The 21,679-nt window shown below is 72.2% G+C and carries 19 protein-coding genes; 11 read left to right on the top strand and 8 right to left on the bottom strand.

Annotated features, from left to right (window positions below):
* Positions 1–162 precede the first annotated feature (162 nt).
* The 5 genes from ligA (at position 163) to gyrA (ending at position 8,509) form a co-directional block, all read left to right on the top strand.
* The gene (ligA, locus tag B351_RS0115270; protein ID WP_019399905.1) at positions 163–2,634 is read left to right on the top strand and encodes an NAD-dependent DNA ligase LigA; all 2,472 of its coding nucleotides are present in this window, start codon (positions 163–165) and stop codon (positions 2,632–2,634) included.
* Positions 2,631–3,608: an EF-P lysine aminoacylase EpmA gene (gene epmA, locus B351_RS0115275; protein WP_019399906.1), complete on the top strand. Its 978-nt coding sequence runs from the start codon at positions 2,631–2,633 to the stop codon at positions 3,606–3,608. Before ligA ends, epmA begins: the two co-directional genes overlap by 4 nt.
* 82 nt (positions 3,609–3,690) lie before the next feature.
* Complete coding sequence (locus tag B351_RS0115280) at positions 3,691–4,389, top strand: DUF3011 domain-containing protein (RefSeq protein WP_019399907.1); 699 nt, start codon at positions 3,691–3,693, stop codon at positions 4,387–4,389.
* 25 nt (positions 4,390–4,414) lie between these two features.
* Positions 4,415–5,473: an S-methyl-5-thioribose-1-phosphate isomerase gene (gene mtnA / locus B351_RS0115285; RefSeq protein WP_019399908.1), complete on the top strand. Its 1,059-nt coding sequence runs from the start codon at positions 4,415–4,417 to the stop codon at positions 5,471–5,473.
* 438 nt (positions 5,474–5,911) lie between these two features.
* On the top strand, positions 5,912–8,509 hold the full coding sequence (gyrA, locus tag B351_RS0115290) for a DNA gyrase subunit A (protein ID WP_026010788.1): 2,598 nt from the start codon (positions 5,912–5,914) through the stop codon (positions 8,507–8,509).
* 84 nt (positions 8,510–8,593) lie between these two features.
* Here the strand turns inward: gyrA and B351_RS0115295 are convergent, their stop codons facing one another.
* The 3 genes from B351_RS0115295 to B351_RS0115305 form a co-directional block, all read right to left on the bottom strand.
* The gene (locus tag B351_RS0115295; RefSeq protein ID WP_019399910.1) at positions 8,594–9,586 is read right to left on the bottom strand and encodes a restriction endonuclease; all 993 of its coding nucleotides are present in this window, start codon (positions 9,584–9,586) and stop codon (positions 8,594–8,596) included.
* 206 nt (positions 9,587–9,792) lie between these two features.
* Positions 9,793–10,320: a phasin family protein gene (locus B351_RS0115300; protein ID WP_019399911.1), complete on the bottom strand. Its 528-nt coding sequence runs from the start codon at positions 10,318–10,320 to the stop codon at positions 9,793–9,795.
* Positions 10,321–10,388: 68 nt separating this feature from the next.
* Positions 10,389–10,664: a polyhydroxyalkanoic acid system family protein gene (locus B351_RS0115305; RefSeq protein WP_019399912.1), complete on the bottom strand. Its 276-nt coding sequence runs from the start codon at positions 10,662–10,664 to the stop codon at positions 10,389–10,391.
* Between the two features lie 86 nt (positions 10,665–10,750).
* Between B351_RS0115305 and B351_RS0115310 the strand changes: the two genes are divergently transcribed.
* Positions 10,751–11,542, top strand: a complete 792-nt coding sequence (locus tag B351_RS0115310) for an FHA domain-containing protein (RefSeq protein ID WP_019399913.1) — start codon at positions 10,751–10,753, stop codon at positions 11,540–11,542.
* Here B351_RS0115310 and msrQ read toward each other — a convergent pair.
* Both msrQ and msrP read right to left on the bottom strand, forming a co-directional pair.
* Positions 11,511–12,119, bottom strand: a complete 609-nt coding sequence (gene msrQ, locus B351_RS0115315) for a protein-methionine-sulfoxide reductase heme-binding subunit MsrQ (RefSeq protein ID WP_026010789.1) — start codon at positions 12,117–12,119, stop codon at positions 11,511–11,513. The genes B351_RS0115310 and msrQ overlap by 32 nt on opposite strands.
* 50 nt (positions 12,120–12,169) lie before the next feature.
* Complete coding sequence (gene msrP, locus B351_RS0115320; RefSeq protein ID WP_019399915.1) at positions 12,170–13,138, bottom strand: protein-methionine-sulfoxide reductase catalytic subunit MsrP; 969 nt, start codon at positions 13,136–13,138, stop codon at positions 12,170–12,172.
* 139 nt (positions 13,139–13,277) lie between these two features.
* Between msrP and serC the strand changes: the two genes are divergently transcribed.
* From serC to aroA, 3 genes are all read left to right on the top strand, one after another.
* The gene (serC, locus tag B351_RS0115325; RefSeq protein WP_019399916.1) at positions 13,278–14,363 is read left to right on the top strand and encodes a phosphoserine transaminase; all 1,086 of its coding nucleotides are present in this window, start codon (positions 13,278–13,280) and stop codon (positions 14,361–14,363) included.
* A 53-nt stretch (positions 14,364–14,416) separates the two neighbouring features.
* Positions 14,417–15,598, top strand: coding sequence for a prephenate dehydratase (gene pheA / locus B351_RS0115330; RefSeq protein ID WP_019399917.1), 1,182 nt, complete (start codon positions 14,417–14,419; stop codon positions 15,596–15,598).
* 72 nt (positions 15,599–15,670) lie between these two features.
* Positions 15,671–16,984: a 3-phosphoshikimate 1-carboxyvinyltransferase gene (gene aroA / locus B351_RS0115335; protein WP_026010790.1), complete on the top strand. Its 1,314-nt coding sequence runs from the start codon at positions 15,671–15,673 to the stop codon at positions 16,982–16,984.
* Between the two features lie 12 nt (positions 16,985–16,996).
* Here aroA and B351_RS17185 read toward each other — a convergent pair whose 3' ends face one another.
* Both B351_RS17185 and B351_RS0115345 read right to left on the bottom strand, forming a co-directional pair.
* Positions 16,997–17,485 (bottom strand): energy transducer TonB, encoded by a 489-nt coding sequence (locus B351_RS17185; protein ID WP_050992259.1) that lies wholly within the window; start codon positions 17,483–17,485, stop codon positions 16,997–16,999.
* A gap of 117 nt (positions 17,486–17,602) precedes the next feature.
* Entirely contained in the window at positions 17,603–18,241 is a 639-nt protein-coding gene (locus tag B351_RS0115345) for an energy transducer TonB (RefSeq protein WP_019399919.1), read from the bottom strand.
* Positions 18,242–18,358: 117 nt separating this feature from the next.
* On the opposite strand from B351_RS0115345, the gene serS reads away from it, so the two are divergent.
* Complete coding sequence (serS, locus tag B351_RS0115350; protein WP_019399920.1) at positions 18,359–19,636, top strand: serine--tRNA ligase; 1,278 nt, start codon at positions 18,359–18,361, stop codon at positions 19,634–19,636.
* A gap of 39 nt (positions 19,637–19,675) precedes the next feature.
* On the opposite strand, the gene B351_RS0115355 is transcribed toward serS, so the two are convergent.
* Entirely contained in the window at positions 19,676–20,263 is a 588-nt protein-coding gene (locus B351_RS0115355; protein ID WP_026010791.1) for an FMN-dependent NADH-azoreductase, read from the bottom strand.
* Positions 20,264–20,392: 129 nt separating this feature from the next.
* Between B351_RS0115355 and B351_RS0115360 the strand changes: the two genes are divergently transcribed.
* A complete protein-coding gene (locus B351_RS0115360) occupies positions 20,393–21,382 on the top strand; it encodes a LysR family transcriptional regulator (protein ID WP_019399922.1) in 990 nt (329 codons plus the stop codon).
* The last annotated feature ends 297 nt before the right edge of the window (positions 21,383–21,679 follow it).

Below are 21,679 nucleotides of genomic sequence, written 5' to 3' on the forward strand. Positions count from 1 at the left end.
GCTGCTGCCGCGGAGGAAGGATCGACGGGACAGTGGGCTCATCGACGGAAGATGCAGTGGCGGTCCCCGCACGCTAGCGCCGCCGCCGGCGCGGCGGCAAGCGTCTGTCGGCGCTCACCGCGCGGCGGGTAAGATCGTGCCCCCGAACCACGTCGCGTGCAGATGACTTCCAGCCCGGCCCCCGCCGAACGTGCCGCCGACCTGCGGCGCAGGATCGAAGACGCCAACCGCCGCTACCACGAGCTGGATGCGCCCAGCATCACCGACGCCGAATACGACGCCCTGGTGCGCGAGCTGGAAGCGCTGGAGGCCGCGCATCCGGAACTGGCCGCGCCCGATTCGCCGACCCGCCGGGTCGGTGCCGCGCCCTCGGCGCGCTTTGCCCCGGTGGTGCACGCGGTGCCGATGCTGTCGCTGGGCAATGCCTTCAGCGACGAGGAGGTGGCGGATTTCGTGCGCCGCATCGCCGAGCAGCTGGACCGCCCCGAGCTGGTGTTCTCGGCCGAGCCCAAGCTGGACGGCCTGGCGATCAGCCTGCGCTACGAGGATGGCGCGTTCGTGCGCGGCGCCACCCGCGGCGACGGCGCCACCGGCGAGGACGTGACCGCCAACCTGCGCACCATCGCCGACATCCCGCAGCGCCTGGCCGGCCGCGGCTGGCCGAAGGTGCTCGAGGTGCGCGGCGAGGTGTACATGGCCCGCGCCGCGTTCGAGCGCTGGAACGAGCAGGCGCGCCTGCACGGCGGCAAGGTGCTGGCCAACCCGCGCAACGGCGCCGCCGGCTCGCTGCGCCAGCTCGATCCCCAGGTCACCGCCAGCCGCCCGCTGAGCTTCTACGCCTATGGCGTGGGCCAGGTCGAGGGTGGCAGCCTGCCGGACACGCATTCGGGCACCCTGGCGAAGCTGCGCGAGTGGGGCTTCCCGGTCAGCGACCTGGTGCAGGTGGTGCGCGGCACCGACGGCCTGCTGGGCTACTACCGCGGGATTGGCGAGGCCCGCGACGGCCTGCCGTTCGACATCGACGGGGTGGTCTACAAGCTGGACGACTACGCCGGCCAGCGCGAGATGGGCTTCGTCGCGCGCGCGCCGCGCTGGGCCATCGCCCACAAGTTCCCGGCGCAGGAACAGTCCACCACGGTCGAGGCGATCGAGATCCAGATCGGCCGCACCGGCGCCGCCACCCCGGTGGCGCGGCTGAAGCCGGTGCACGTGGCCGGCGTGGTGGTGACCAATGCCACCCTGCACAACGCCGACCACGTGGCGCGGCTGGACGTGCGCGTGGGCGACACCGTGATCGTGCGCCGCGCCGGCGACGTGATCCCCGAGGTGGTGCAGGTGGTGCCCGAGCACCGCCCGGACGGCACGCAGCCCTGGACCATGCCAAGCCACTGCCCGGTATGCGGTTCGGAACTGGTGCGCGAGGAAGGCGCGGCCGTATGGCGCTGCAGCGGCGAAGCCGCCTGCCCGGCGCAGCTGAAGGAAACCATCAGCCACTTCGCCTCGCGCCGGGCGATGGACATCGACGGCCTGGGCGACAAGTACGTCGAGACCCTGGTCGATGCCGGCATCATCCGCGGCATCGCCGACCTCTACGGCCTGGGCCGCGACCAGCTGCTGTACCTGAAGCTGGTGCTGGACGCAGAGTCGCCCGAGGCCCTGGCCGGCGCGGTGCAGCCGCACCTGCAGCCGGGCGAGGGCAGCGGCGCCGCGCTGGCGGCGCTGCTGGCCCTGGACGGCGGCGACGAGGGCTGGCGCACGCGCGCCCTGGGCCTGCCGATTGCCTTTGCCTGGAACCCGAAGAAGATCGCCACCCGCTGGGCCGAGAACCTGGTCGCGGCCATCGAACACAGCCGCGACACCACTTTGGCGCGGTTCCTCTATGCGCTGGGCATCCAGCACGTGGGCGAGAGCACGGCCAAGGCGCTGGCGCAGTGGTTCGGCGACCTGCAGCTGGTGCGCCGCCTGCCGTGGCCCCTGTTCAAGCGGGTGCCGGACATCGGCGGCGAGGTGGCGCGCGCGATCGGCCACTTCCTCGACCAGCCGGCCAACCAGGAGGTGATCGACCGCCTGCTGGAACGCGGCGTGCGCATCGGCGACGCGCACCCGCCCTCGCCGAAGCTGCGCGAGGGCCTGGACCTGGCCACGCTGCTGGTGGACCTGGAGATCCCGAAGGTCACCGCGGTGCGTGCCGCGCAGCTGGCGGCCGCCTTCGCCGACGCCCAGGCGCTGCTGGATGCCCCGGTGCACGCCCTGGTCACTGCCGGCCTGCCGGCGGAGAGCGCCAACGCCCTGGTGGCATGGCTGGAGCAGGAGGCCAATGCCGCACTGTTGCTGCGCAGCGCGCAGGCCCAGGCCGAACTGCTGGCCCTGTTGCCGCACCAGGCCGGGCAGGGCGCGGGCCCGCTGGAGGGCAAGACCGTGGTGCTGACCGGGACCCTGGCGGCGATGAGCCGCGACGAGGCCAAGGAGAAGCTGGAGGCGCTGGGCGCCAAGGTCGCCGGCAGCGTGTCGAAGAAGACCAGCTTCGTGGTCGCCGGCGAGGCCGCCGGCTCCAAGCTGGCCAAGGCCGGGGAACTGGGCATCGAGGTCTGGGACGAGGCGCGCCTGCAGGCCTTCCTGGCGGAGCACGCATGAGCGCGGACGACTGGCGCCCCAGCGCGCAGATCGAGGCGCTGCGCCTGCGCGCGCGGCTGTACGCGCTGGTGCGCGCGTTCTTCGCCGAGCGCGGCGTGCTCGAGGTGGAGACCCCGATCCTGTCCGAGGCCGGCAACACCGAACCGAACATCGAGAGCTTCACCACCCGCTTCAGCGGCCACCGTTCGGCCGGTGCCGACCTGCGCTGGCTGCGGACCTCGCCCGAGTACCCGCTCAAGCGCCTGCTCGCGGCCGGGATCGGCGACTGCTACGAGCTGGGCCGGGTATTCCGCAACGGCGAGGCCGGCGGCCGCCACAATCCCGAGTTCTCGATGCTGGAGTGGTACCGGGTGGGCTGGGACCACCTGCGCCTGGCCGAGGAGACCGTGGAGCTGGTGCGCGCGGCCCTGGCCCTGGCCGGGCGCGATGCCCAAGTGCGCAGCACCACCTACCGCCAGCTGTACCTGGACCTGGCCGGGGTGGACCCGTTCCTGGCCAGCGAGGCCGAACTGCGTGCCTGCCTGGATGGAATCGCCATCGATCCGGATGGGCTTGGCCGCGACGACTGGCTGGACCTGGTGATGATCCACCGCATCCAGCCGTCGTTCGCCGCCGACCGCATCACCGTGGTCCACGACTGGCCGGCCAGCCAGTGCGCGCTGGCGAAGATCCGCCCCGGTGACCCGCCGGTGGCCGAGCGCTTCGAGCTTTACCTGGGGCCGCTGGAGCTGGCCAACGGCTACCACGAGTTGACCGACGCGGCCGAACAACGCGCCCGTTTCCAGCGCGACGGCCGGGTGCGCGCCGGCCGCGGCGCCACGCAGCCGCCGCTGGACGAGCGCCTGCTGGCTGCACTGCAGGCGGGCATGCCCGATTGCGCGGGCGTGGCCCTGGGCATCGAGCGCTTGCTGATGGCATTGGCCGGCACCGGCCGCATCGCCGACGTGCTCGCCTTCGACTTCGCGCGAGCCTGAACGTCCGCGCATGCCGTTCACCGCGCATTTCGCCTGCAAGGCCACAATCCCGGGGCAATGCCTGGACGGGAATCGGAACACGATGGCTGAGGGGAACCGTGCCGTTGCCGCCTGGATCCTCGCCCTGCTCGCGGGCGCGGCCTGGCTGGCGCCGCTGCCCGCGCCGGCGTCCACGCTGCCGGAGCAGGTGCGCTGCGCGTCGCACGACGCGCGGCGCGTGCATTGCCCGATGGACACCTCCCGCGGCGTGGTGCTGGTGCGCCAGTTGTCGCAGAACGCCTGCATCCGCGAGTCGGACTGGGGCGTGGATGCGCACGGCGTGTGGGTGGCGCGCGGCTGCCGCGCCGAGTTCCGCGCGCCTCCGGCGGCCGATGTCGCCACCCGCCGGGTGGTCCGCTGCGAATCGCGCCGCGGCCGGGTCGAGAGCTGCCCGGTGATCCTGCGCGGCGCCCCGGTGCGGCTGCTGCGCGAACTGGCGCTGGCGCCGTGCCGGTACGGCGAGAGCTGGGAGCTGGGCCGCAACGAGATCCGGGTTTCGCGCGGCTGCAAGGGCGAGTTCGAGATCGGCGACCCGGAAACCGGCTTCCCGCCGGGGCCGCGGCTGCTGGAATGCGCCTCGCGCGACCATCGCCGCCGCAGCTGCGGCACCACGGTCGAGCGCGGGGTCGAGCTGGTGCGCCAGCTGTCCTCCGCCGCCTGCGTGGAGGGCGTCAGCTGGGGCTGGGACGCCGGCCGGGTCTGGGTGGACGAGGGTTGCCGCGCCGAGTTCGCGGTGGAGTAGCCGCGCGCGCCGGTAGAATGGCGCGATGGATACCGCCTTCGATTTCGACCGTTACGACCATATCCGCCCGATCCTGTGGACCGGCGAGGCGCTGGAGCTGCTGGACCAGCGCAAGCTGCCGTTCGCGGTGGAACACGTCACCTGCCGCGACAGCGACGAGGTCGCCCAGGCGATCCGCGACCTGGCGGTGCGCGGCGCGCCGGCGATCGGCATCGCCGCGGCCTGGGGCGTGGTGCTGGCGGCGCGCATGGTCGAGGCCGGCGACGGCGCGCAGGCGCTGCAGAAGCTCGAGCCCGCGCTGCAGCGGCTCAACGCGGCGCGCCCGACCGCGGTCAACCTGGCCTGGGCGCTGGCGCGCATGCGCCGCGTGCTGGCCACGGCCGGCGCGGACTGGCGCCAGGTGGCCGCGCGCGAAGCGCAGGCCATCGCCGACGAGGACCTGGCCGCCAACCGCCGCATGGGTGCGCTGGGTGCGGCCATGATCGCGCCGGGCAGCGGCGTGCTGACCCATTGCAACACCGGCTCGCTGGCCACCGCCGGGTTCGGCACCGCGCTGGGCGTGATCCGCGCCGGCATGGCCGAAGGCCGCATCGCCAAGGTGTTCGCCGGCGAGACCCGGCCGTGGCTGCAGGGCGCGCGCCTGACCGTGTGGGAACTGCAGCAGGACGGCATCGACGCCACCCTGATCGCCGACTCGGCCGCCGCCCACCTGATGAAGACCGGCGCGGTGCAGTGGGTGGTCGTCGGCGCCGACCGCATCTGCGCCAACGGCGACACCGCCAACAAGATCGGTACCTACCAGCTGGCCATCGCCGCCCGCCACCACGGGGTGAAGTTCATGGTCGTGGCGCCGTCCTCGACCGTGGACCTGGACACCGCCAGCGGCGAGGCGATCGAGATCGAGCAGCGCGACCCGGGCGAACTGCACGGCGTCGGCGGCGTGCGCACCGTGGCCGAGGGGATCGCCGCCTGGAACCCGGTGTTCGACGTGACCCCGGCGGAACTGATCGATGCCATCGTGACCGAGCGCGGCGTGGTCGAGCGCCCGGCCGAGGCGGGGATGCGCGCGCTGTTCGCGGGCTGACCTTTTGCGGGTGGGGCGTCCCCGTCGCTGGCGAGGCGCGCCCATCCCCGGCAAGCGGGCGGGCCGCAGCGCCGGCGGAATGACACGGGGCAGGCAGAAGGGCAGGGCGCCATTGCGTCGACCCTCGCCGCCAGGCCTGCCGCGGCGACCGCACCCGCATCCGCCGCGTCCCTCCGGGCCACGCTGCAGCAACCTGCCGCACCCAACGCCGGCCAATCACCCGGCCGCTTGCGTCCGGACCGGCCCGAAGCGCGGGAAGAACGCCGCCTGCATGGTGCAAGTCCTTGTTTTTCCGTTGGATAAGCTGGCCGGGCAAGGCCTTTCCGTGATACCATCCGCAGGTTGATTCCGGCGGAGCCAACTGGCTCCGCCGCCATGTTTACGGGCCGCTGCTCGCAGCCACGGGGAAGCCCGGCACCACAGGACGCAAAGCACCCGATGACCGATCTCGCCAAAGAAATCATTCCGGTCAACCTAGAAGACGAAATGCGCCGCAGCTACCTCGATTACGCCATGAGCGTGATCGTCGGCCGCGCGCTGCCGGATGTGCGCGATGGCCTGAAGCCGGTGCATCGCCGCGTGCTGTACGCGATGAACGAACTGGGCGCGCACAGCAACAAGCCGTACTACAAGTCCGCGCGCATCGTCGGCGACGTCATCGGTAAGTACCACCCGCACGGCGACCAGTCGGTGTACGACACCCTGGTGCGCATGGCCCAGCCGTTCTCGCTGCGCTACCTGCTGGTGGACGGCCAGGGCAACTTCGGTTCGGTCGACGGCGACTCCGCCGCGGCCATGCGCTACACCGAGGCGCGCATGGCCCGCATCACCCACGAGCTGCTGGCCGACATCGACAAGGAAACCGTCGACTTCCAGCCCAACTACGACGAGAAGGAGCTGGAGCCGTCGGTCATGCCGACCCGGTTCCCGAACCTGCTGGTCAACGGTTCGGCCGGCATCGCCGTGGGCATGGCCACCAACATCCCGCCGCACAACCTCACCGAGGTGGTGAACGGCCTGCTGGCGCTGATCGACGACCCGGAGCTGGACGTCGACGCGCTGATGCAGCACATCCCCGGCCCGGACTTCCCCACCGCCGGCATCATCAACGGCGTCGGCGGCATCCAGCTGGCCTACCGCACCGGCCGCGGCCGCGTGCGCATCCGCGCCCGCGCCGAGATCGAGGTGGCCGACAACGGCCGCGAGTCGATCATCGTCACCGAGATCCCGTACCAGGTGAACAAGGCGCGGCTGATCGAGAAGATCGCTGAGCTGGTCAAGGAAAAGAAGATCGAGGGCATCTCGGAGCTGCGCGACGAGTCCGACAAGGACGGCATGCGCATCTACATCGAGGTCAAGCGCGGCGAGTCCGCCGAGGTGGTGCTCAACAACCTCTACCAGCAGACCCAGCTGGAATCGGTGTTCGGCATCAACATGGTGGCGCTGGTCGACGGCCGCCCGCAGCTGGTCAACCTCAAGCAGATCCTCGAGGCCTTCCTGCGCCACCGCCGCGAGGTGGTGACCCGCCGCACCATCTTCGAGCTGCGCAAGGCGCGCGCCCGCGCCCACGTGCTGGAAGGCCTGACCGTCGCGCTGGCCAACATCGACGAGATGATCGAGCTGATCAAGACCTCGGAGAACCCGCAGGTGGCCAAGGAGCGCATGCTCGGCCGCACCTGGGAGCCGGGCCTGGTCGGCGCGCTGCTGGCCGCCGCCGGCGCCGAGGCCTCGCGCCCGGACGACCTGCCGGCCGGCGTGGGCCTGGTCGAGGGCATGTACCGCCTGACCGAGGTCCAGGCCCAGCAGATCCTGGAGATGCGCCTGCACCGCCTGACCGGCCTGGAGCAGGAGAAGCTGACCGAGGAATACCGCCAGCTGCTGGAGACCATCCGCGGCCTGATCGAGATCCTCGAGGATCCGGAAGTGCTGCGCCAGGTGATCCGCACCGAGCTCAACGAGCTGAAGGCCGAGTACGGCGACGACCGCCGCAGCGAGATCCGCGCCAGCGAGGAGGACCTGGACATCCTCGACCTGATCGCGCCGGAGGACGTGGTGGTGACCCTGTCGCACGCCGGCTACGCCAAGCGCCAGCCGGTGTCGGCCTACCGCGCGCAGAAGCGCGGCGGCCGCGGCCGCGCCGCCGCCGCGACCAAGGACGAGGATTTCATCGACCGGCTGTGGCTGGTCAACACCCACGACACCCTGCTGACCTTCACCAGCAGCGGCAAGGTGTTCTGGCTGCCGGTGCACCAGCTGCCGGAGGCAGGCTCCAACGCCCGCGGCCGCCCGATCATCAACTGGATCCCGCTGGAGGAAGGCGAGCGCGTGCAGGCGGTGCTGCCGGTGCGCGAGTACGCCGAAGGCCAGTACGTGTTCTTCGCCACCCGCAACGGCACGGTGAAGAAGACCCCGCTGACCGAGTTCGCCTTCCGCCTGGCGCGCGGCAAGATCGCGATCAACCTGGACCAGGACGATGCCCTGGTCGGCGTCGCGCTCACCGACGGCGGCCGCGACGTCATGCTGTTCGCCTCCAACGGCAAGGCCGTGCGCTTCGACGAGTCGGAGGTGCGCGCCATGGGCCGCACCGCCACCGGCGTGCGCGGCATCCGCCTGGCCGAGGGCGAGCACGTGGTCAGCCTGGTGGTGCCGGACGGCGAGGGCGACATCCTCACCGCGTCCGAGCGCGGCTACGGCAAGCGCACCCCGCTGTCGGAGTACCCGAAGAAGGGGCGCGGCACCCAGGGCGTGATCGCGATCCAGACCAGCGAGCGCAACGGCAGGCTGGTCGGCGCGATCCAGCTGTCCGAACAGCACGAGGTGCTGCTGATCTCCGACGCCGGCACCCTGGTGCGTACCCGCGCCGCGGAGATCTCCCAGGTCGGCCGCAATACCCAGGGCGTGACCCTGATCCGCCTGGCCGAGGGCGAGTCGCTGCAGGCGGTCGAGCGCGTGGACGCCTCGCTGGACGATGCCGAGGAGGGCGTGCAGCCCGCCGCGGCGGAGCCGGCCGGCGCCGAGGCCCCGCCGGCCGGCTGAGCCCGGCCGCGGGCAACACCCCAGGCACAAGCGACGCGGGCGGCCAGTGGCCGCCCGCGTCGTATCCGCTGCCGGCGTGGCGCCTTACTGCACGCGGCACTGGCGCCAGCGCACCTGTTCCTCGCGGCCCGGCCGCGGATTGAGCTGCACGCGCACGGTGCGCAGCGCCGGGTAGCGCTCCAGCTCGGCGCAGACCAGCGGCCAGATCGCCTCGATGGTGCCGGTGCGGTCCACCACCAGGGTGTTGTGGGTCAGCCAGAACACGCGGCCGATGCCTGGCTGCAGCGACACCCCGCGCACCACCTCGTTGCGGTAATGCTGCAGGGTGGCTTCGTCGGGGAAGTCCTCGATGCCCGCGTCCTCCGGCAGCCGTTCCGGCTCGCGCGGGGCGACGGCGGGGCTGGCGGCCGGCGCCGCCGCGGCGGCCAGCGCCTGGGGCTCGACGTTGCCGCGCGGGGCGCGCAGCGTGGCCAGGCCGTCCACGAGGGCATCCCCCGACACCACCCCCAGCGCGCCCAGGGCCAGTGCCAGGCCGGCCACGCAGAAGGCCTCGGTCCGCGAGCGGGCCTCGGCCGCCGCTTCCACCTGGGTGCGGGTTTCCGGGCCCACGTAGGGGCGCAGCAGGGTCCACAGCCGGCGGCCGTCGATCACCTCGATGTCGTGGCGTGCGGCCGCCGCCAGCGCGCCGGCGCGCGCCCGGCCCTCGGTCAGCAGGATGCCGTGGCGGGCCTCGGCCAGCTCCATCTCGGCGGCCAGCTCGGTCACGTGGTGGGAGCCGAGGCGGTAGGCGCTGCCGTGCTTGCACGCCAGCAGCCAGCGCTGGCTGCCGTCGGTCATCAGCAGGCGGCTGCCGTCGCCGGGAGGGGCGGCTTCGCCGTGGCCGCGGCCGGCGTGGCGCAGGCCGCGCTGCTGCATGGCCTGGCCGACCAGGGTCGACAGCTCGCGCCAGCGCAGGGCCGCGATCGCGCGCAGGCCGGCGGTCGCGCGGTGCGTGCCGCGACGTACGAACCAGACATAAGGCAGGCCCACGGCAGCCGTGAGCAGCGCCAGGCTCCCCCCCAGGATCCAGGCAGACATCAACTTCCTCGTGGCTCCCCAAACAGCATCGGACCGATGGTACACGGCCCGGGACGCCACCGGTCGCGGGCACGAAAAGGCCCGCCAGTCCAGAAGCCGAGAGGGGAGGGGAGCAAACGGCGAGGGGACTGGCGGGCCGGGTTCGATTCTGCCGAAGTGATTTGTGCTTTGCAACAATGCAGTGGTACCACCGATGGAATGCTGCGTTAGCTGATTCCGGCATCCGGGCGCGGACCGGGGCCGCCGGCGGCCGGCGCCGGGCCCGGGGTCGGCGGCACGGACGGTTCCGGCGCCACGGTGGTGCGCAGCTGCAGTTCCCGGGTCAGGGCGTCGATCCTCGCTCCCAGCGCGTCCAGGTCTTCGCGGGTGGGCACGTCCATCTGCCGCAGGGCCTGCTGGACGCGGTGCTCGAAGGCGCGGCCGACGCTGTCCCAGGCCTCGTTGGCCTTGGCCGTGGCCCGGCCCAGGGCGCCGTCCACGGCCTGGCGCAGCCCTTCCAGGCGCGCGGCGGCGCTGTTCTCGCCGGCCGGGCCCTGGCCCTCGCCGACCGCGCGTCCTTCCTCGGCCAGCTGCTCGAAGAAACGGCTGCCCTCGGCCTGGGCCCGCGCCAGCGCGCCGATGCCCGCCAGCCACACTTGCTGCGCCGATTCACCCAGCTCGCGGGCGAAGCGCCCGGCCTGGGCCTGGATGTCGGCGGCGCTGGGGGTCTCGCGATAGCGGTTTTCAACGGTCATGGCCGGGTCCTCGCGTCGTGGGAAACACACGCGAGTTTCACGGCCGGCCCGCAAAGGCGGCGTGATCCTCAGCCGAGCTTTTCCGCCAGCACCCGGCGGATCTCCGATTCCACCAGTCCCTGCAGGGCCGAGAACAGGAAGCCCAGTTCGGCCTGCACCCGCACCTTGCCGGGCAGCAGCTCGATGCGCCCGTCGATGCCGGGGCCGCCCAGGGCCAGGCTGTCGCCTTCCCAGCGGCTGCTCAGGCCATGCCGCTCCTGCAGCCGGGCGGCGATGCCCTCCACCGCCTGGCGGACCTGCTCGGGCGTGCGCGAATGGGCGTGTTCGATATCGATGCGGGACAAGCGTCGGACTCCGTTGGCTGCGGGAAGGGCGCGCGTGCGCACGCGGAACTGGCGGCTGGTGCAAGCGCGCTGATAGTCTGCCACGCATGCAAGAACACGCACTGCACCTGCACTTCAGCAACCGCCAGCAACCCGACCATCCGCTGGCCGCGGGGGTGTTGCGCCTGGTCCGCCAGGCCAACGGCACCCTTGGCCTGGGCGAGGCGGCCGGCGCGCTGCTGGCGCAGTTCTGCCTGGACCGGCGCGGGCTGTGGCTGCAGGTGGCCAACGGCGCGCGCGGCATCCACGTCAACGGCCGCCCGGTGCGGCGCATGGCCCTGCTGCGCGCCGGCGACGCGGTCTATGCCGACGGCGTCGAACTGCTGGTACGGGCCGGGCCGCGTGCGCCGGAGGCCGCGCAGGAACCCGCGGAGGCGGCGGCGCACGAGGCCTGCGTGGTGTTGCGCGGGGTTGGCGGCGCCCACCACGGGCGCTGCTTCACCCTGGCCCAGCCGCGCCTGGTGGGTTCGGTGCACGAGGCCGACATCCGCATCGACGACCCGGCATTCGCGCCGCGCCACGCCATGCTCGAGCGCCAGGGTGGGCAGGTCCTGCTGCGCGACCTGGGCTCGGCCGAGGGCAGCGTGGTCAACGGCATGCCGGTGCGCGACGCGGTGCTGGCGGCCGGGGACCAGGTCGTGTTCGAGGGCCAGCATCGTTTCGTGGTCGAAGCCCCGGCGCTGCCCGACCTGGCCCCCCGCGGCGCGGGCGACACGGCCGAGCCGGCGGCGGCGCCGGCAGCGCCGCCGCGCAGCGGCGTGCGCGTGCCCTGGCTGCTGCTGGCGGCGATCCTGCTGGCCGGAGCGCTCAGTGCGCTGCTGTGGTTCGGTTCGCCCTGAGCCGCAGCACCAGGCGCCAGCCGAGCAGCAGTGCGAGGATGCCGGCGTACAGCGCCGGCTCGCGGATGTCGGACTTCACCAGCCACCAGAAGTGCAGCACCGCCAGCACGCCGATGGCGTAGACGGCGCGGTGCAGCTGGCCCCAGCGCCGGCCCAGGCGGCGCATCCAGCCGCGGGTGGAGGTGACCGCCAGCGGCACCAGCAGCAGCCAGGCGAGGAAGCCCACGGTGATGTACGGGCGCTTGGCGATTTCCCCGAACAGTTGCGTCCAGTAGCCGCCCAGGTCCAGCACCAGGTACGCGCACAGGTGCAGGCAGGCGTAGAAGAACGCGTAAAGCCCCAGCATGCGCCGGAACTGCAGCAGCACCGGCTGGCCGCTGAGCCGGCGCAACGGGGTGATGGCCAGGGCCAGCAGCAGCAGGCGCAGCGCCCACAGGCCGGTGCGGTGCTCGATCTCGGCCACCGGGTCTGCCCCCAGCATGTCGCCACCGGTGCGCCAGACCTGCGCCATTTGCCAGCCCAGCCACGCGGCCGGCGCCAGGGCCAGCGCATGCGCCGCGGCCTTGGCCGCGACCAGGCCCGCTCCGCTGCTCCGGCGCGGCCGGGCAGGAGCGGCAGGCGCGCCGCTCAGTACCACTTGCGCAGGTCCATGCCGGCGTACAGCGCGGCGACCTGTTCGGCGTAGCCGTTGAACGGCTGCGTCGGGATGCGGGCGGCGAACAGCCTGCTCTTGGTCCCGGCGATGCGGCGCTCGGTCTTCTGGCTCCAGCGCGGATGGTCCACCGCCGGATTGACGTTGGCGAAGAAGCCGTACTCGGACGGCTGCAGTTCGTTCCAGGCGGTCTTCGGCATGCGCTCGGTGAAGCGGATGGCCACGATCGACTTGATCGACTTGAAGCCGTACTTCCACGGCACCACCAGGCGCAGCGGCGCGCCGTTCTGCTGCGGCAGCGGCTTGCCGTACAGGCCGGTGGCCAGCAGGGCCAGCGGGTGCATGGCCTCGTCGATGCGCAGGCCCTCGCGGTACGGCCAGTCGATCGAGCGGTAGCGGATCCCGGGCATCTGCCGCGGGTCGGCCAGGGTGGTGAAGGCCACGTACTTGGCCTTCGAGGTCGGCTCGAAGCGGCGCAGCACGTCCGCCAGCGGCACGCCGTTCCACGGGATCACCATCGACCAGCCTTCCACGCAGCGCAGGCGGTAGATGCGTTCCTCCACCGCGATCCCGCGCAGCAGGTCCTCCAGGCCGATGGTGCCGGGCCTGGCGCACTCGCCGTCGACCAACACCGACCAGGGCGAGGTGCGCAGGGTGCGGGGCGCGCGCGAGGGATCGTCCTTGTTGGTGCCGAACTCGTAGAAGTTGTTGTAGGTGGTGGCGTCCTCGTAGCGGGTCGGGTCCTCGTCGGTGCTGAAACCGGCGCGCGCCTGGGCGGTGCTGGTCCGGGCGCGCGGCGGGGGCGGCGGCTCGGCTTCGGCGCAGCCGGCCAGGCCCAGCACCGGGCTGGCGGCAAGCATGCCCAGCAGTCGGCGGCGCTCGCGGTAGACCGCCTCGTCGGTGATTTCGCTGGCGGGGATCCGGGGCAGGGAAGGCGGGCGCATGGCAGGTTCCGGAGGTCGGACGGAAGTGGGACAGCGTCCATGCCGGCGCGGTTCCCCGCGGCGGCGCGGGGCCGGTCTTGGTTGCGCCCGCAACTGGTGCGCTGCGGCATACTACGAGCCCTTTCGTTATGGGTGCTTCATGACGCGCGCGTACAACTTCAGTGCCGGCCCTGCGACGTTGCCGGAAGCGGTCCTGCGCCAGGCGCAGGCGGAAATGCTGGACTGGAACGGGGTGGGCGCGTCGATCGTCGAGCTGAGCCACCGTGGCGCCGAGTTCATGGCCGTGGCCGCGCAGGCCGAGGCCGACCTACGCGCCCTGATGTCGATCCCGGACGACTACGCCGTGCTGTTCATGCAGGGTGGTGCCACCACCCAGCAGGCGCTGCTGGCGCTGAACTTCGCCGCCCCGGGCCAGCGCGCCGACTACGTGGTCACCGGCCACTGGAGCAAGACCGCGATCAAGCAGGCGCGGCCGTACGTGGACGTGCACGTGGTCGCCGACGGCGAGGCTGGCGGCTTCCGCGACATCCCGCCGCGCGCGCAGTGGGCGCTGAGCCCCGGCGCGGCCTACGTGCACATCACCGCCAACGAGACCATCCACGGCGTGGAGTACCGCGGGGCGCCGGACGTGGGCGGGGCGCCGCTGTTCGCCGACTTCAGTTCCTCGATCGCCTCCGAGCCGATCGACGTATCGAAGTACGGCCTGATCTACGCCGGCGCGCAGAAGAACCTGGGCCCGGTCGGCATCTCGGTGGTGATCGTGCGCCGCGAACTGCTGGAGCGCGCCGGCCAGCCGCGCGCGGACATCTTCACCTACGCCTCGCACGCGGCGCGCGATTCGATGCTCAACACGCCGCCGACCTGGAACTGGTACCTGCTGGGCCTGACCGTGCGCTGGATGCTGGAACAGGGCGGCGTGGAGGAGTTCGCGCGGCGCAACGCGGCCAAGGCCGCGCTGGTGTACCAGGCGATCGACGCCTCCGGCGGCTTCTACCGCAACGAAGTCGCGCCGGCGGTGCGCTCGCGCATGAACATCCCGTTCTTCCTGCCCGACGAGGCGCTGACCGCGCGCTTCGTGGCCGAATCGCGCGAGGCCGGCCTGCTGGCGCTGAAGGGCCACAAGGCCGTCGGCGGCCTGCGCGCCTCGCTGTACAACGCCATGCCGCTGGAAGGGGCGCAGGCCCTGGTCGACTTCATGGCCGACTTCCAGCGCCGCCACGGCTGACCCACCGGTTGCGCGGCGGCCGCGGCCGCCGCCAGTGACGACGGAACCCTTCGATGGCATCGAGCAAGAAAACCAGCGCAAGCAAGGCCGTGCCCGCCGCCCGCAAGGCCGCGACCCGCAAGACCCCGGCGCGCCGCGCGGCGGCGAAGACCGCGCCGCCGGTGCTGGAGGACGTGCGCGCGCAGATCGACAGCATCGACCGGCAGATCCAGGAGCTGATCGCGCAGCGCGCGCGCTTCGCCCTGCAGGTCGGCAAGGCCAAGGGCAAGCTCGCCGCGGCGGTGGACTACTACCGCCCCGAGCGCGAGGCCCAGGTGCTGCGCATGGTGGTGGACCGCAACCAGGGGCCGCTGCCGGACGAGGTCCTGGTGCACGTGTTCCGCGAGATCATGTCCGCCTGCCTGGCGCAGCAGGAGCCGCTGAAGATCGGCTACCTGGGGCCGGAAGGAACCTTCAGCCAGCAGGCCGTGCTCAAGCACTTCGGCCGCTCGGCGCACGGCCTGCCGCTGGCGAGCATCGAGGAGGTGTTCCAGGAGGTCGACGCCGGCAACGCCGACTTCGGCGTGGTGCCGGTGGAGAACTCCGGCCAGGGCACGATCCAGGTCACCCTCGACATGTTCCTGACCTCGCCACTGAAGATCTGCGGCGAGGTGGAGCTGAAGGTGCACCAGTACCTGCTCTCGCGCACCGGCCGGATCGAGGACATCGAGCGCATCTACGCCCATCCGCAGGCCTTCGCCCAGACCGCCGGCTGGCTGCGCGCCAACCTGCCGAAGGTGGAGAAGGTGCCGGTGTCCAGCAACGCCGAGGGCGCGCGCCGCGCGCGCGGCGCCGACGACGCGGCCGCCATCGCCGGCGAGAGTGCGGCGCACGTCTACGGCCTGAAGAAGGTCATCATGCAGCCGATCCAGGACGACCGCGACAACACCACGCGCTTCCTGGTCATCGGCCGGCGCCTGTTCCCGCCGTCCGGCCACGACCGCACCTCGATCCTGGTGTTCATCCACGACAAGCCCGGCGCGCTGTTCGACGTGCTCAGCCCGTTCGCGCGCCACGGCATCAGCATGAACCGGATCGAGTCGCGGCCCTCGCACCAGGCCAAGTGGGAGTACGCGTTCTTCATCGACCTGGCCGGCCACGTCGAGGACGAGGCGATGAAGAAGGCGCTGGCCGAGCTGGAGAAGCACGTGGCCAAGGTGAAGGTGCTGGGGTCGTATCCGGTGGCGGTGCCTTGAGGGCGGTGATTGGTGATTGGTGATTCGTTCGCGGCGCTGGAAGGCGCCGGGCGTGCAGACGATGGAGAGCTGATGTCGCAGTCTTCGCAACACTGGATCGCAAGCGCGGGGCAGCCGCTGCGCGGGACGCTGGAGATCCCCGGCGACAAGTCCGTTTCACACCGTGCGGTGATGTTCGCCGCGCTGGCCGATGGCGTTTCCACCATCGATGGCTTCCTCGAAGGCGAGGACACCCGTGCCACCGCGGCGATCTTCGAGCGGCTGGGCGTGCGCATCGAGACGCCGACGGCGTCGCGGCGCATCGTCCACGGCGTGGGCGTGGACGGGCTCAGGCCCGCCGACGGCCCGCTGGACTGCGGCAACGCCGGCACCGGCATGCGCCTGCTGGCCGGGCTGCTGGCCGGGCAGGCGTTCGACAGCGTGCTGGTCGGCGACGCCTCGCTGTCGAAGCGGCCCATGCGCCGGGTCACGGTGCCGCTGGCACAGATGGGCGCCCGGATCGACACCGGGGCCGACGGTACCCCGCCGCTGCGCATCCACGGCGGGCAGAAGCTGCGTGGCATCGACTACACGCTGCCGGTGGCCAGCGCCCAGGTGAAGTCGGCGCTGCTGCTGGCCGGGCTGTACGCCGAGGGCGGGACCTCGGTGGCCGAGCCGCACCCGACCCGCGACTACACCGAGCGCATGCTGGCCGCGTTCGGCGTGGACATCGAGTTCTCGCCGGGCTACGCCCGCCTGCGCGGCGGCCAGCGCCTGCGCGCCACCGACATCGCGGTGCCGGCGGACTTCTCCTCTGCCGCGTTCTTCCTGGTCGCGGCCAGCATCGTGCCCGGCTCGGAACTGCGCCTGCGCCAGGTCGGCCTCAATCCGCGCCGCACCGGACTGCTGCATGCGCTGCGCCTGATGGGCGCGGACATCACCGAGGAGAATCCCTCCACCCATGGCGGCGAGCCGGTGGCCGACCTGGTGGTGCGGCATGCGCCGCTGCGCGGCATCGAGGTGCCGGAGGCACTGGTGCCGGACATGATCGACGAATTCCCGGCGCTGTTCGTGGCCGCGGCCTGCGCCGAAGGCCCGACCGTGGTCCGCGGCGCGGCCGAGCTGCGGGTGAAGGAATCCGACCGCCTGGCGGCGATGGCCAGCGGCCTGCGCACGCTGGGCCTGCAGGTCGACGAGACCCCGGACGGCGCCACCATCCATCCCGGGCAGCTGCACGGCGGCACGATCGAGAGCCAGCACGACCACCGCATCGCCATGTCCTTCGCGGTCGCCGGGCAGCGCTCGGATGCGCACGTACGGATCAACGATACCGCCACCGTGGCGACGTCGTTCCCGGGGTTCGACCTGCTGGCGCGTGGCTGCGGTTTCGGCCTGGCGGCCGGCTGAGGACGCGCGCCCTCACTCGCGGCGGAACTCGACCGGCAGGTGCACGGTGGAAGGCACGGCCTGGCCGTCGCGCATGGCCGGCTCGAAGCGCCACTGCCGCGCCGCCGCCATGGCGGCGCGGTCGAATGCCGGGTCCTCGCTGCCACCGCGCGCGACCACCTGCACGTCCACCGGACGCCCGTCGCTGCCGACGATGATCGCAACGACCACGTCGCCCTCGCTGCCGTTGCGCAGCGCGCTGCGCGGATAGCTGGGCACCGGGTTGCCGGCCAGCGGGCGTGGCGGACGGTCCGTTTCCAGCGCTGCGGAAGGGCTGGCGGGCAGGCCGTCGTAATACTGCGGCTGGTCGCCGGCAGCCACCGGGTTTGCCTCGCGCAGGGCCAGCCACGCCAGGGCCGCGGCGAGCAATGCCAGGCCCAGCATCACCGCGCGCAGCGCCAGGGCGTGCCTGGACAGCGCGGCCCGGAGCCCGGCGCGGCCGGTGTCGAAGTAGGTGGCCATGGCGGTTCCTCGTTGCAGGTGCACGGGGAGTCTGGCCACGCCGGTGTGTCGGCCGGATGATCGGGCGATGAAGCCCGTGCCAACGGCGCGCCACGGTTCAGCGCCGTGAGCGCCGCTTCACTCGGTCTGGAACTCCACCGGCACGATGGCTTCGCCCGGGAGCGGCCGGCCTTCGCCGTCGCGTGCGGGCTGGAAGCGCCAGCGCAGTGCCGCCTCGGCCGCGGCGCGGTCCAGCTCGCGCGAACCGCTGCGCTCGACGATCTCCACGTCGCCAGCGCGGCCTTCGGCATCCACCTGGACCCGCAGCACCACGGTGCCACTCTCGCCGCGGCGCAGGGCGGAAGCGGGATAGCGTGGCGCGGGCTGGCCCGGCAGCAGTTCGGGTGCCTGGGCGATGCTGGACGCCACCGGCGCGACCGGCGCCGGTTCCACCGGCGCGGGCTCGACGGTTTCCGGCTCCGGCTGCACCGGCTCCGGCGCGGGCGCTTCCTCCACCAGGCGCGGTTCCTCGCCGTCGGCGGTGCGCGGCAGCGGCGCGCTGGTTCCAGCCGGCATGGGCGCGGGCAGCGGCTCGCTGGGCAGCGCGGCCAGCGCCGCCGCCGGGGCGGCCTCGCCCGGGGCTGGCTCGCCGGACTGCCGGGTCACCACCAGCAGGAACAGCACCCAGCCCAGCACGAAGGCACCGGCGACCACGGCCCAGCGGCTGCGGGCCAGGCGGCGCAGGAGGTCCGCGGGGTGTTCTTCGGTTCGGCTCATGCGGCGTGTCGGGGGCGGAGCGGCCGATTCTGGCACAGCCCGGCCGGGCCCGCGGGCGCGGGGGGGCGCCGGTTGGGGGATAATGCACGTCTCTTCCGCGTCCTCCCGGTCCCTGCAATGCTCGACCCCTCGCTGCTCCGTTCCCAGACCGCCGCCATCGCCGAGCGCCTCGCCACGCGCGGCTACGCCCTCGACACCCAGGCGCTGGAATCGCTGGAGGCCGAGCGCAAGGCCATCCAGGTGCGCACCCAGGAGCTGCAGAACCTGCGCAACACCCGCTCCAAGGCGATCGGCCAGGCCAAGGCCAGGGGCGAGGACGTGTCCGCGCTGCTGGCCGAGGTCGCCGGCTTCGGCGACGAGCTGAAGGCTTCCGAGGCGCGCCTGGAGGAGATCCGTGGCAAGCTCGAAGCGCTTACCCAGGGCATCCCCAACCTGCCGGCCGAGGACGTGCCGGTGGGTCCGGACGAGTCGGCCAACGCCGAGCAGCACCGCTGGGGCACGCCGCGCAGCTTCGACTTCGAGCCCAAGGACCATGTCGACCTGGGCGCGCGCAACGGCTGGCTGGACGCGGAGACCGCGGCCAAGCTGAGCGGCGCGCGCTTCACCGTGCTGCGCGGCCAGCTGGCGCGCCTGCATCGCGCCCTGGCCCAGTTCATGCTGGACCTGCATACCAGCGAGCACGGCTACGAGGAAACCAACGTGCCGGTGGTCGTCAACGCCGACGCGCTGTACGGCACCGGCCAGCTGCCCAAGTTCGAGGAGGACCTGTTCTCCACCCAGCTGGGCGAGAACCGGCGCTACCTGATCCCGACCTCCGAGGTGCCGCTGACCAACATCGCCCGCGGCGAGATCCTGGCGCCGGAGCAGCTGCCGCTGCGCATGACCGCGCACTCGATGTGCTTCCGTTCCGAGGCCGGCAGCGGCGGCCGCGACGTGCGCGGCATGATCCGCCAGCACCAGTTCGAGAAGGTGGAGCTGGTCTCGATCACCCGCCCGGAGGACAGCGACGCCGAGCACGAGCGCATGACCCGCTGCGCCGAGACCGTGCTGGAGAAGCTGGGCCTGCCGTACCGCCGCGTGCTGCTGTGCACCGGTGACATGGGCTTCTCCGCGCGCAAGACCTACGACCTGGAGGTCTGGCTGCCCTCGCAGCAGACCTACCGCGAGATCTCCTCCTGCTCCAACTGCGGCGACTTCCAGGCGCGCCGCATGCAGGCGCGCTGGCGCAACCCGGCCACCGGCAAGCCGGAACTGGTGCACACGCTCAATGGCTCGGGCGTGGCCGTGGGCCGCGCACTCATCGCGGTGATGGAGAACTACCAGAACGCCGACGGCTCGATCGACGTGCCCGAGGTGCTGCGGCCGTACATGGGCGGCGCGGCCCGCATCGCCTGATCCCTCCCGGCGGCCGGCAGCGCCGGCCGCCCTCCTGCCTCAGGCCGCCTCGGCCGGCGGCTGCACCAGTTCGTCGATCCGCGCCCGCGCGCCCGCCAGGGCCTGCTCGCGGTGTTCGGGCGAGATCGCCACGCCTTCGGCGCGGACCAGTTCCACATCGTGGATGCCGATGAAGGCGAACAGCTGGCGCAGGTACGGCTCCTGGAAGTCGGTCGGCGCACCGGCGTGCAGGCCGCCGCGGGCGCTGGCGATGATCACCTTGCGCCCGCCAGCCAGGCCCTGCGGGCCCTCGGCGGTGTAGCGGAAGGTGCGCCCGGCGACCACGATGCGGTCGATCCAGGCCTTCAGGGTCGAGGGAATCGACAGGTTGTACATCGGCACGCCGATCACCACGACGTCCGCCGACAGGAACTGCTCCAGCACGCGCTCGGCCTCGGCCGCCTGCGCCGGATCGCTCTTGGCCAGCGCGGCGCCGGTCAGGTGGGGCAGGGGCTCGGCGTCCAGGTCGCGGTACTCGACCTGCAGGCCGGGATGGTGCGCCTTCCACTCGGCGACAATGGCGGCGCTCAGTCCGCGGCTCACGGAATTGGCGCCCAGGGCGCTGGAATCGATATGCAGTAGTTTCATGGCTGTGCTCTCGCTGCTCTAGGGTGGTAAGGGCGGTAGGGCCGCCGGCAGGGCACAGGGTCCATCGTTGCAACGATGGGATAAAGGTGGTTAGATAACACCGTCTGTTGCGTCTGTGGAGACAGCGCCATGCAGGACCTGAACGACCTCTACTATTTCGCCATGGTCGTCGAGCACGGCGGCTTTGCTGCGGCGGAGCGGGCCCTTGGAATTCCCAAGTCGCGCCTGAGTCGCCGTATCAGCCAGCTGGAAACCGACCTCGGCGTGCGCCTGTTGCAACGTTCCACCCGCCGCTTCGCGGTCACTGACGTGGGCATGAGCGTGTACCGCCACGCCCAGACCATGCTTGCCGAGGCCCAGGCCGCGCGCGAGGTGGTGGACCGCCTGAGCGCCGAGCCGCGCGGGCTGGTACGGGTGAGCGTGCCGGTGGCTATCGCCCAGCAGCAGCTGCCGAAGCTGCTGCCGAAGTTCCTGCAGCAGTACCCGAAGGTGCGCCTGCAACTGCACGTCAACAACCGCCGCGTCGACCTGATCAACGAAGGCTTCGACGTGGCCCTGCGCGTGCGCACCCGGCTGGACGACGACGGCAGCCTGGTGATGCGCAGCTTCGGCCAAATCCAGGAACTGATGGTGGCCAGCCCCAAGTACCTGGACCGGGCCGGTCGGCCCAAGGATCCGTCCGAGCTGGCTTCGCACCTGACCCTGAGCATGCACGAGGATGAAGCGCACCAGCGCTGGGAACTGCACGGTCCCAACGGCGAGGTGCGACGCGTGGACGACCTGCAGCCGCGGGTGGCCGGGTTCGACTTCCCGCTGCTGCTGGCGATGGTCAAGGACGGTTTCGGCATCACCATGCTGCCGGAGACCGTGTGCGCCGAGGCCGTGCGCAACGGCGAGCTGGAGGTGGTGCTGCCCGAGTGGTCGCTGCCGCAGGGCATCTGCCACGCGGTGTTCGCCTCGCGCCGCGGCCTGCTGCCGGCGGTGCGGGTGTTCATCGACTTCCTGGCCGAGCACCTGCCGAAGCAGATCGAGGCCTCGCGCCTGGACTGCGGCAACTGCGGGCGCAAGGATGGCGGCGCGGTGGCCGCGGCCGGCAGCGAAATCGCCCTGGCCGGCTGATTCGGCGCCCGCCGGCATGCGACAATCGGCGGCCGGCCAGCGGCCTGCCGCCGCATTGCCGTCCGCGCTGCACGGTGTGCAGCCTTGCCTGGCGCTTCGGCGGCAGCATGGCTGCCGCCGGACCCGGCATGGACGTCGGTGGGGTGCGGTGGGGCGAGGCGGCACGCATGTCGCGCCCGGCCATGTCCGTAGCAGCGCCAGTGCATTGGCTTGCGCGCGGACCGGGCACTGCGGTGCGTGGTCCTGGTCCGCACGGCGGCGCCGCGCAAGCGGCGCGATGCAACGTAAAACGGAGAG

Source organism: Pseudoxanthomonas sp. GW2, assembly GCF_000283075.1.
Classification (GTDB): Bacteria; Pseudomonadota; Gammaproteobacteria; order Xanthomonadales; family Xanthomonadaceae; genus Pseudoxanthomonas.

Bases quoted from the DNA above. Each gene is read 5' to 3' on its own strand.
- msrP (WP_019399915.1), bottom strand. From the start codon at position 13,138: ATGCGCCCGCCTTCCCTGCCCCGGATCCCCGCCAGCGAAATCACCGAC.
- mtnA (WP_019399908.1), top strand. From the start codon at position 4,415: ATGGATACCGCCTTCGATTTCGACCGTTACGACCATATCCGCCCGATC.
- B351_RS0115280 (WP_019399907.1), top strand. From the start codon at position 3,691: ATGGCTGAGGGGAACCGTGCCGTTGCCGCCTGGATCCTCGCCCTGCTC.
- B351_RS0115345 (WP_019399919.1), bottom strand. From the start codon at position 18,241: ATGAGCCGAACCGAAGAACACCCCGCGGACCTCCTGCGCCGCCTGGCC.
- B351_RS0115355 (WP_026010791.1), bottom strand. From the start codon at position 20,263: ATGAAACTACTGCATATCGATTCCAGCGCCCTGGGCGCCAATTCCGTG.
- B351_RS0115310 (WP_019399913.1), top strand. From the start codon at position 10,751: ATGCAAGAACACGCACTGCACCTGCACTTCAGCAACCGCCAGCAACCC.
- B351_RS17185 (WP_050992259.1), bottom strand. From the start codon at position 17,485: ATGGCCACCTACTTCGACACCGGCCGCGCCGGGCTCCGGGCCGCGCTG.
- B351_RS0115360 (WP_019399922.1), top strand. From the start codon at position 20,393: ATGCAGGACCTGAACGACCTCTACTATTTCGCCATGGTCGTCGAGCAC.
- B351_RS0115300 (WP_019399911.1), bottom strand. From the start codon at position 10,320: ATGACCGTTGAAAACCGCTATCGCGAGACCCCCAGCGCCGCCGACATC.
- epmA (WP_019399906.1), top strand. From the start codon at position 2,631: ATGAGCGCGGACGACTGGCGCCCCAGCGCGCAGATCGAGGCGCTGCGC.
- ligA (WP_019399905.1), top strand. From the start codon at position 163: ATGACTTCCAGCCCGGCCCCCGCCGAACGTGCCGCCGACCTGCGGCGC.
- B351_RS0115295 (WP_019399910.1), bottom strand. From the start codon at position 9,586: ATGTCTGCCTGGATCCTGGGGGGGAGCCTGGCGCTGCTCACGGCTGCC.
- aroA (WP_026010790.1), top strand. From the start codon at position 15,671: ATGTCGCAGTCTTCGCAACACTGGATCGCAAGCGCGGGGCAGCCGCTG.
- gyrA (WP_026010788.1), top strand. From the start codon at position 5,912: ATGACCGATCTCGCCAAAGAAATCATTCCGGTCAACCTAGAAGACGAA.
- serC (WP_019399916.1), top strand. From the start codon at position 13,278: ATGACGCGCGCGTACAACTTCAGTGCCGGCCCTGCGACGTTGCCGGAA.
- serS (WP_019399920.1), top strand. From the start codon at position 18,359: ATGCTCGACCCCTCGCTGCTCCGTTCCCAGACCGCCGCCATCGCCGAG.
- pheA (WP_019399917.1), top strand. From the start codon at position 14,417: ATGGCATCGAGCAAGAAAACCAGCGCAAGCAAGGCCGTGCCCGCCGCC.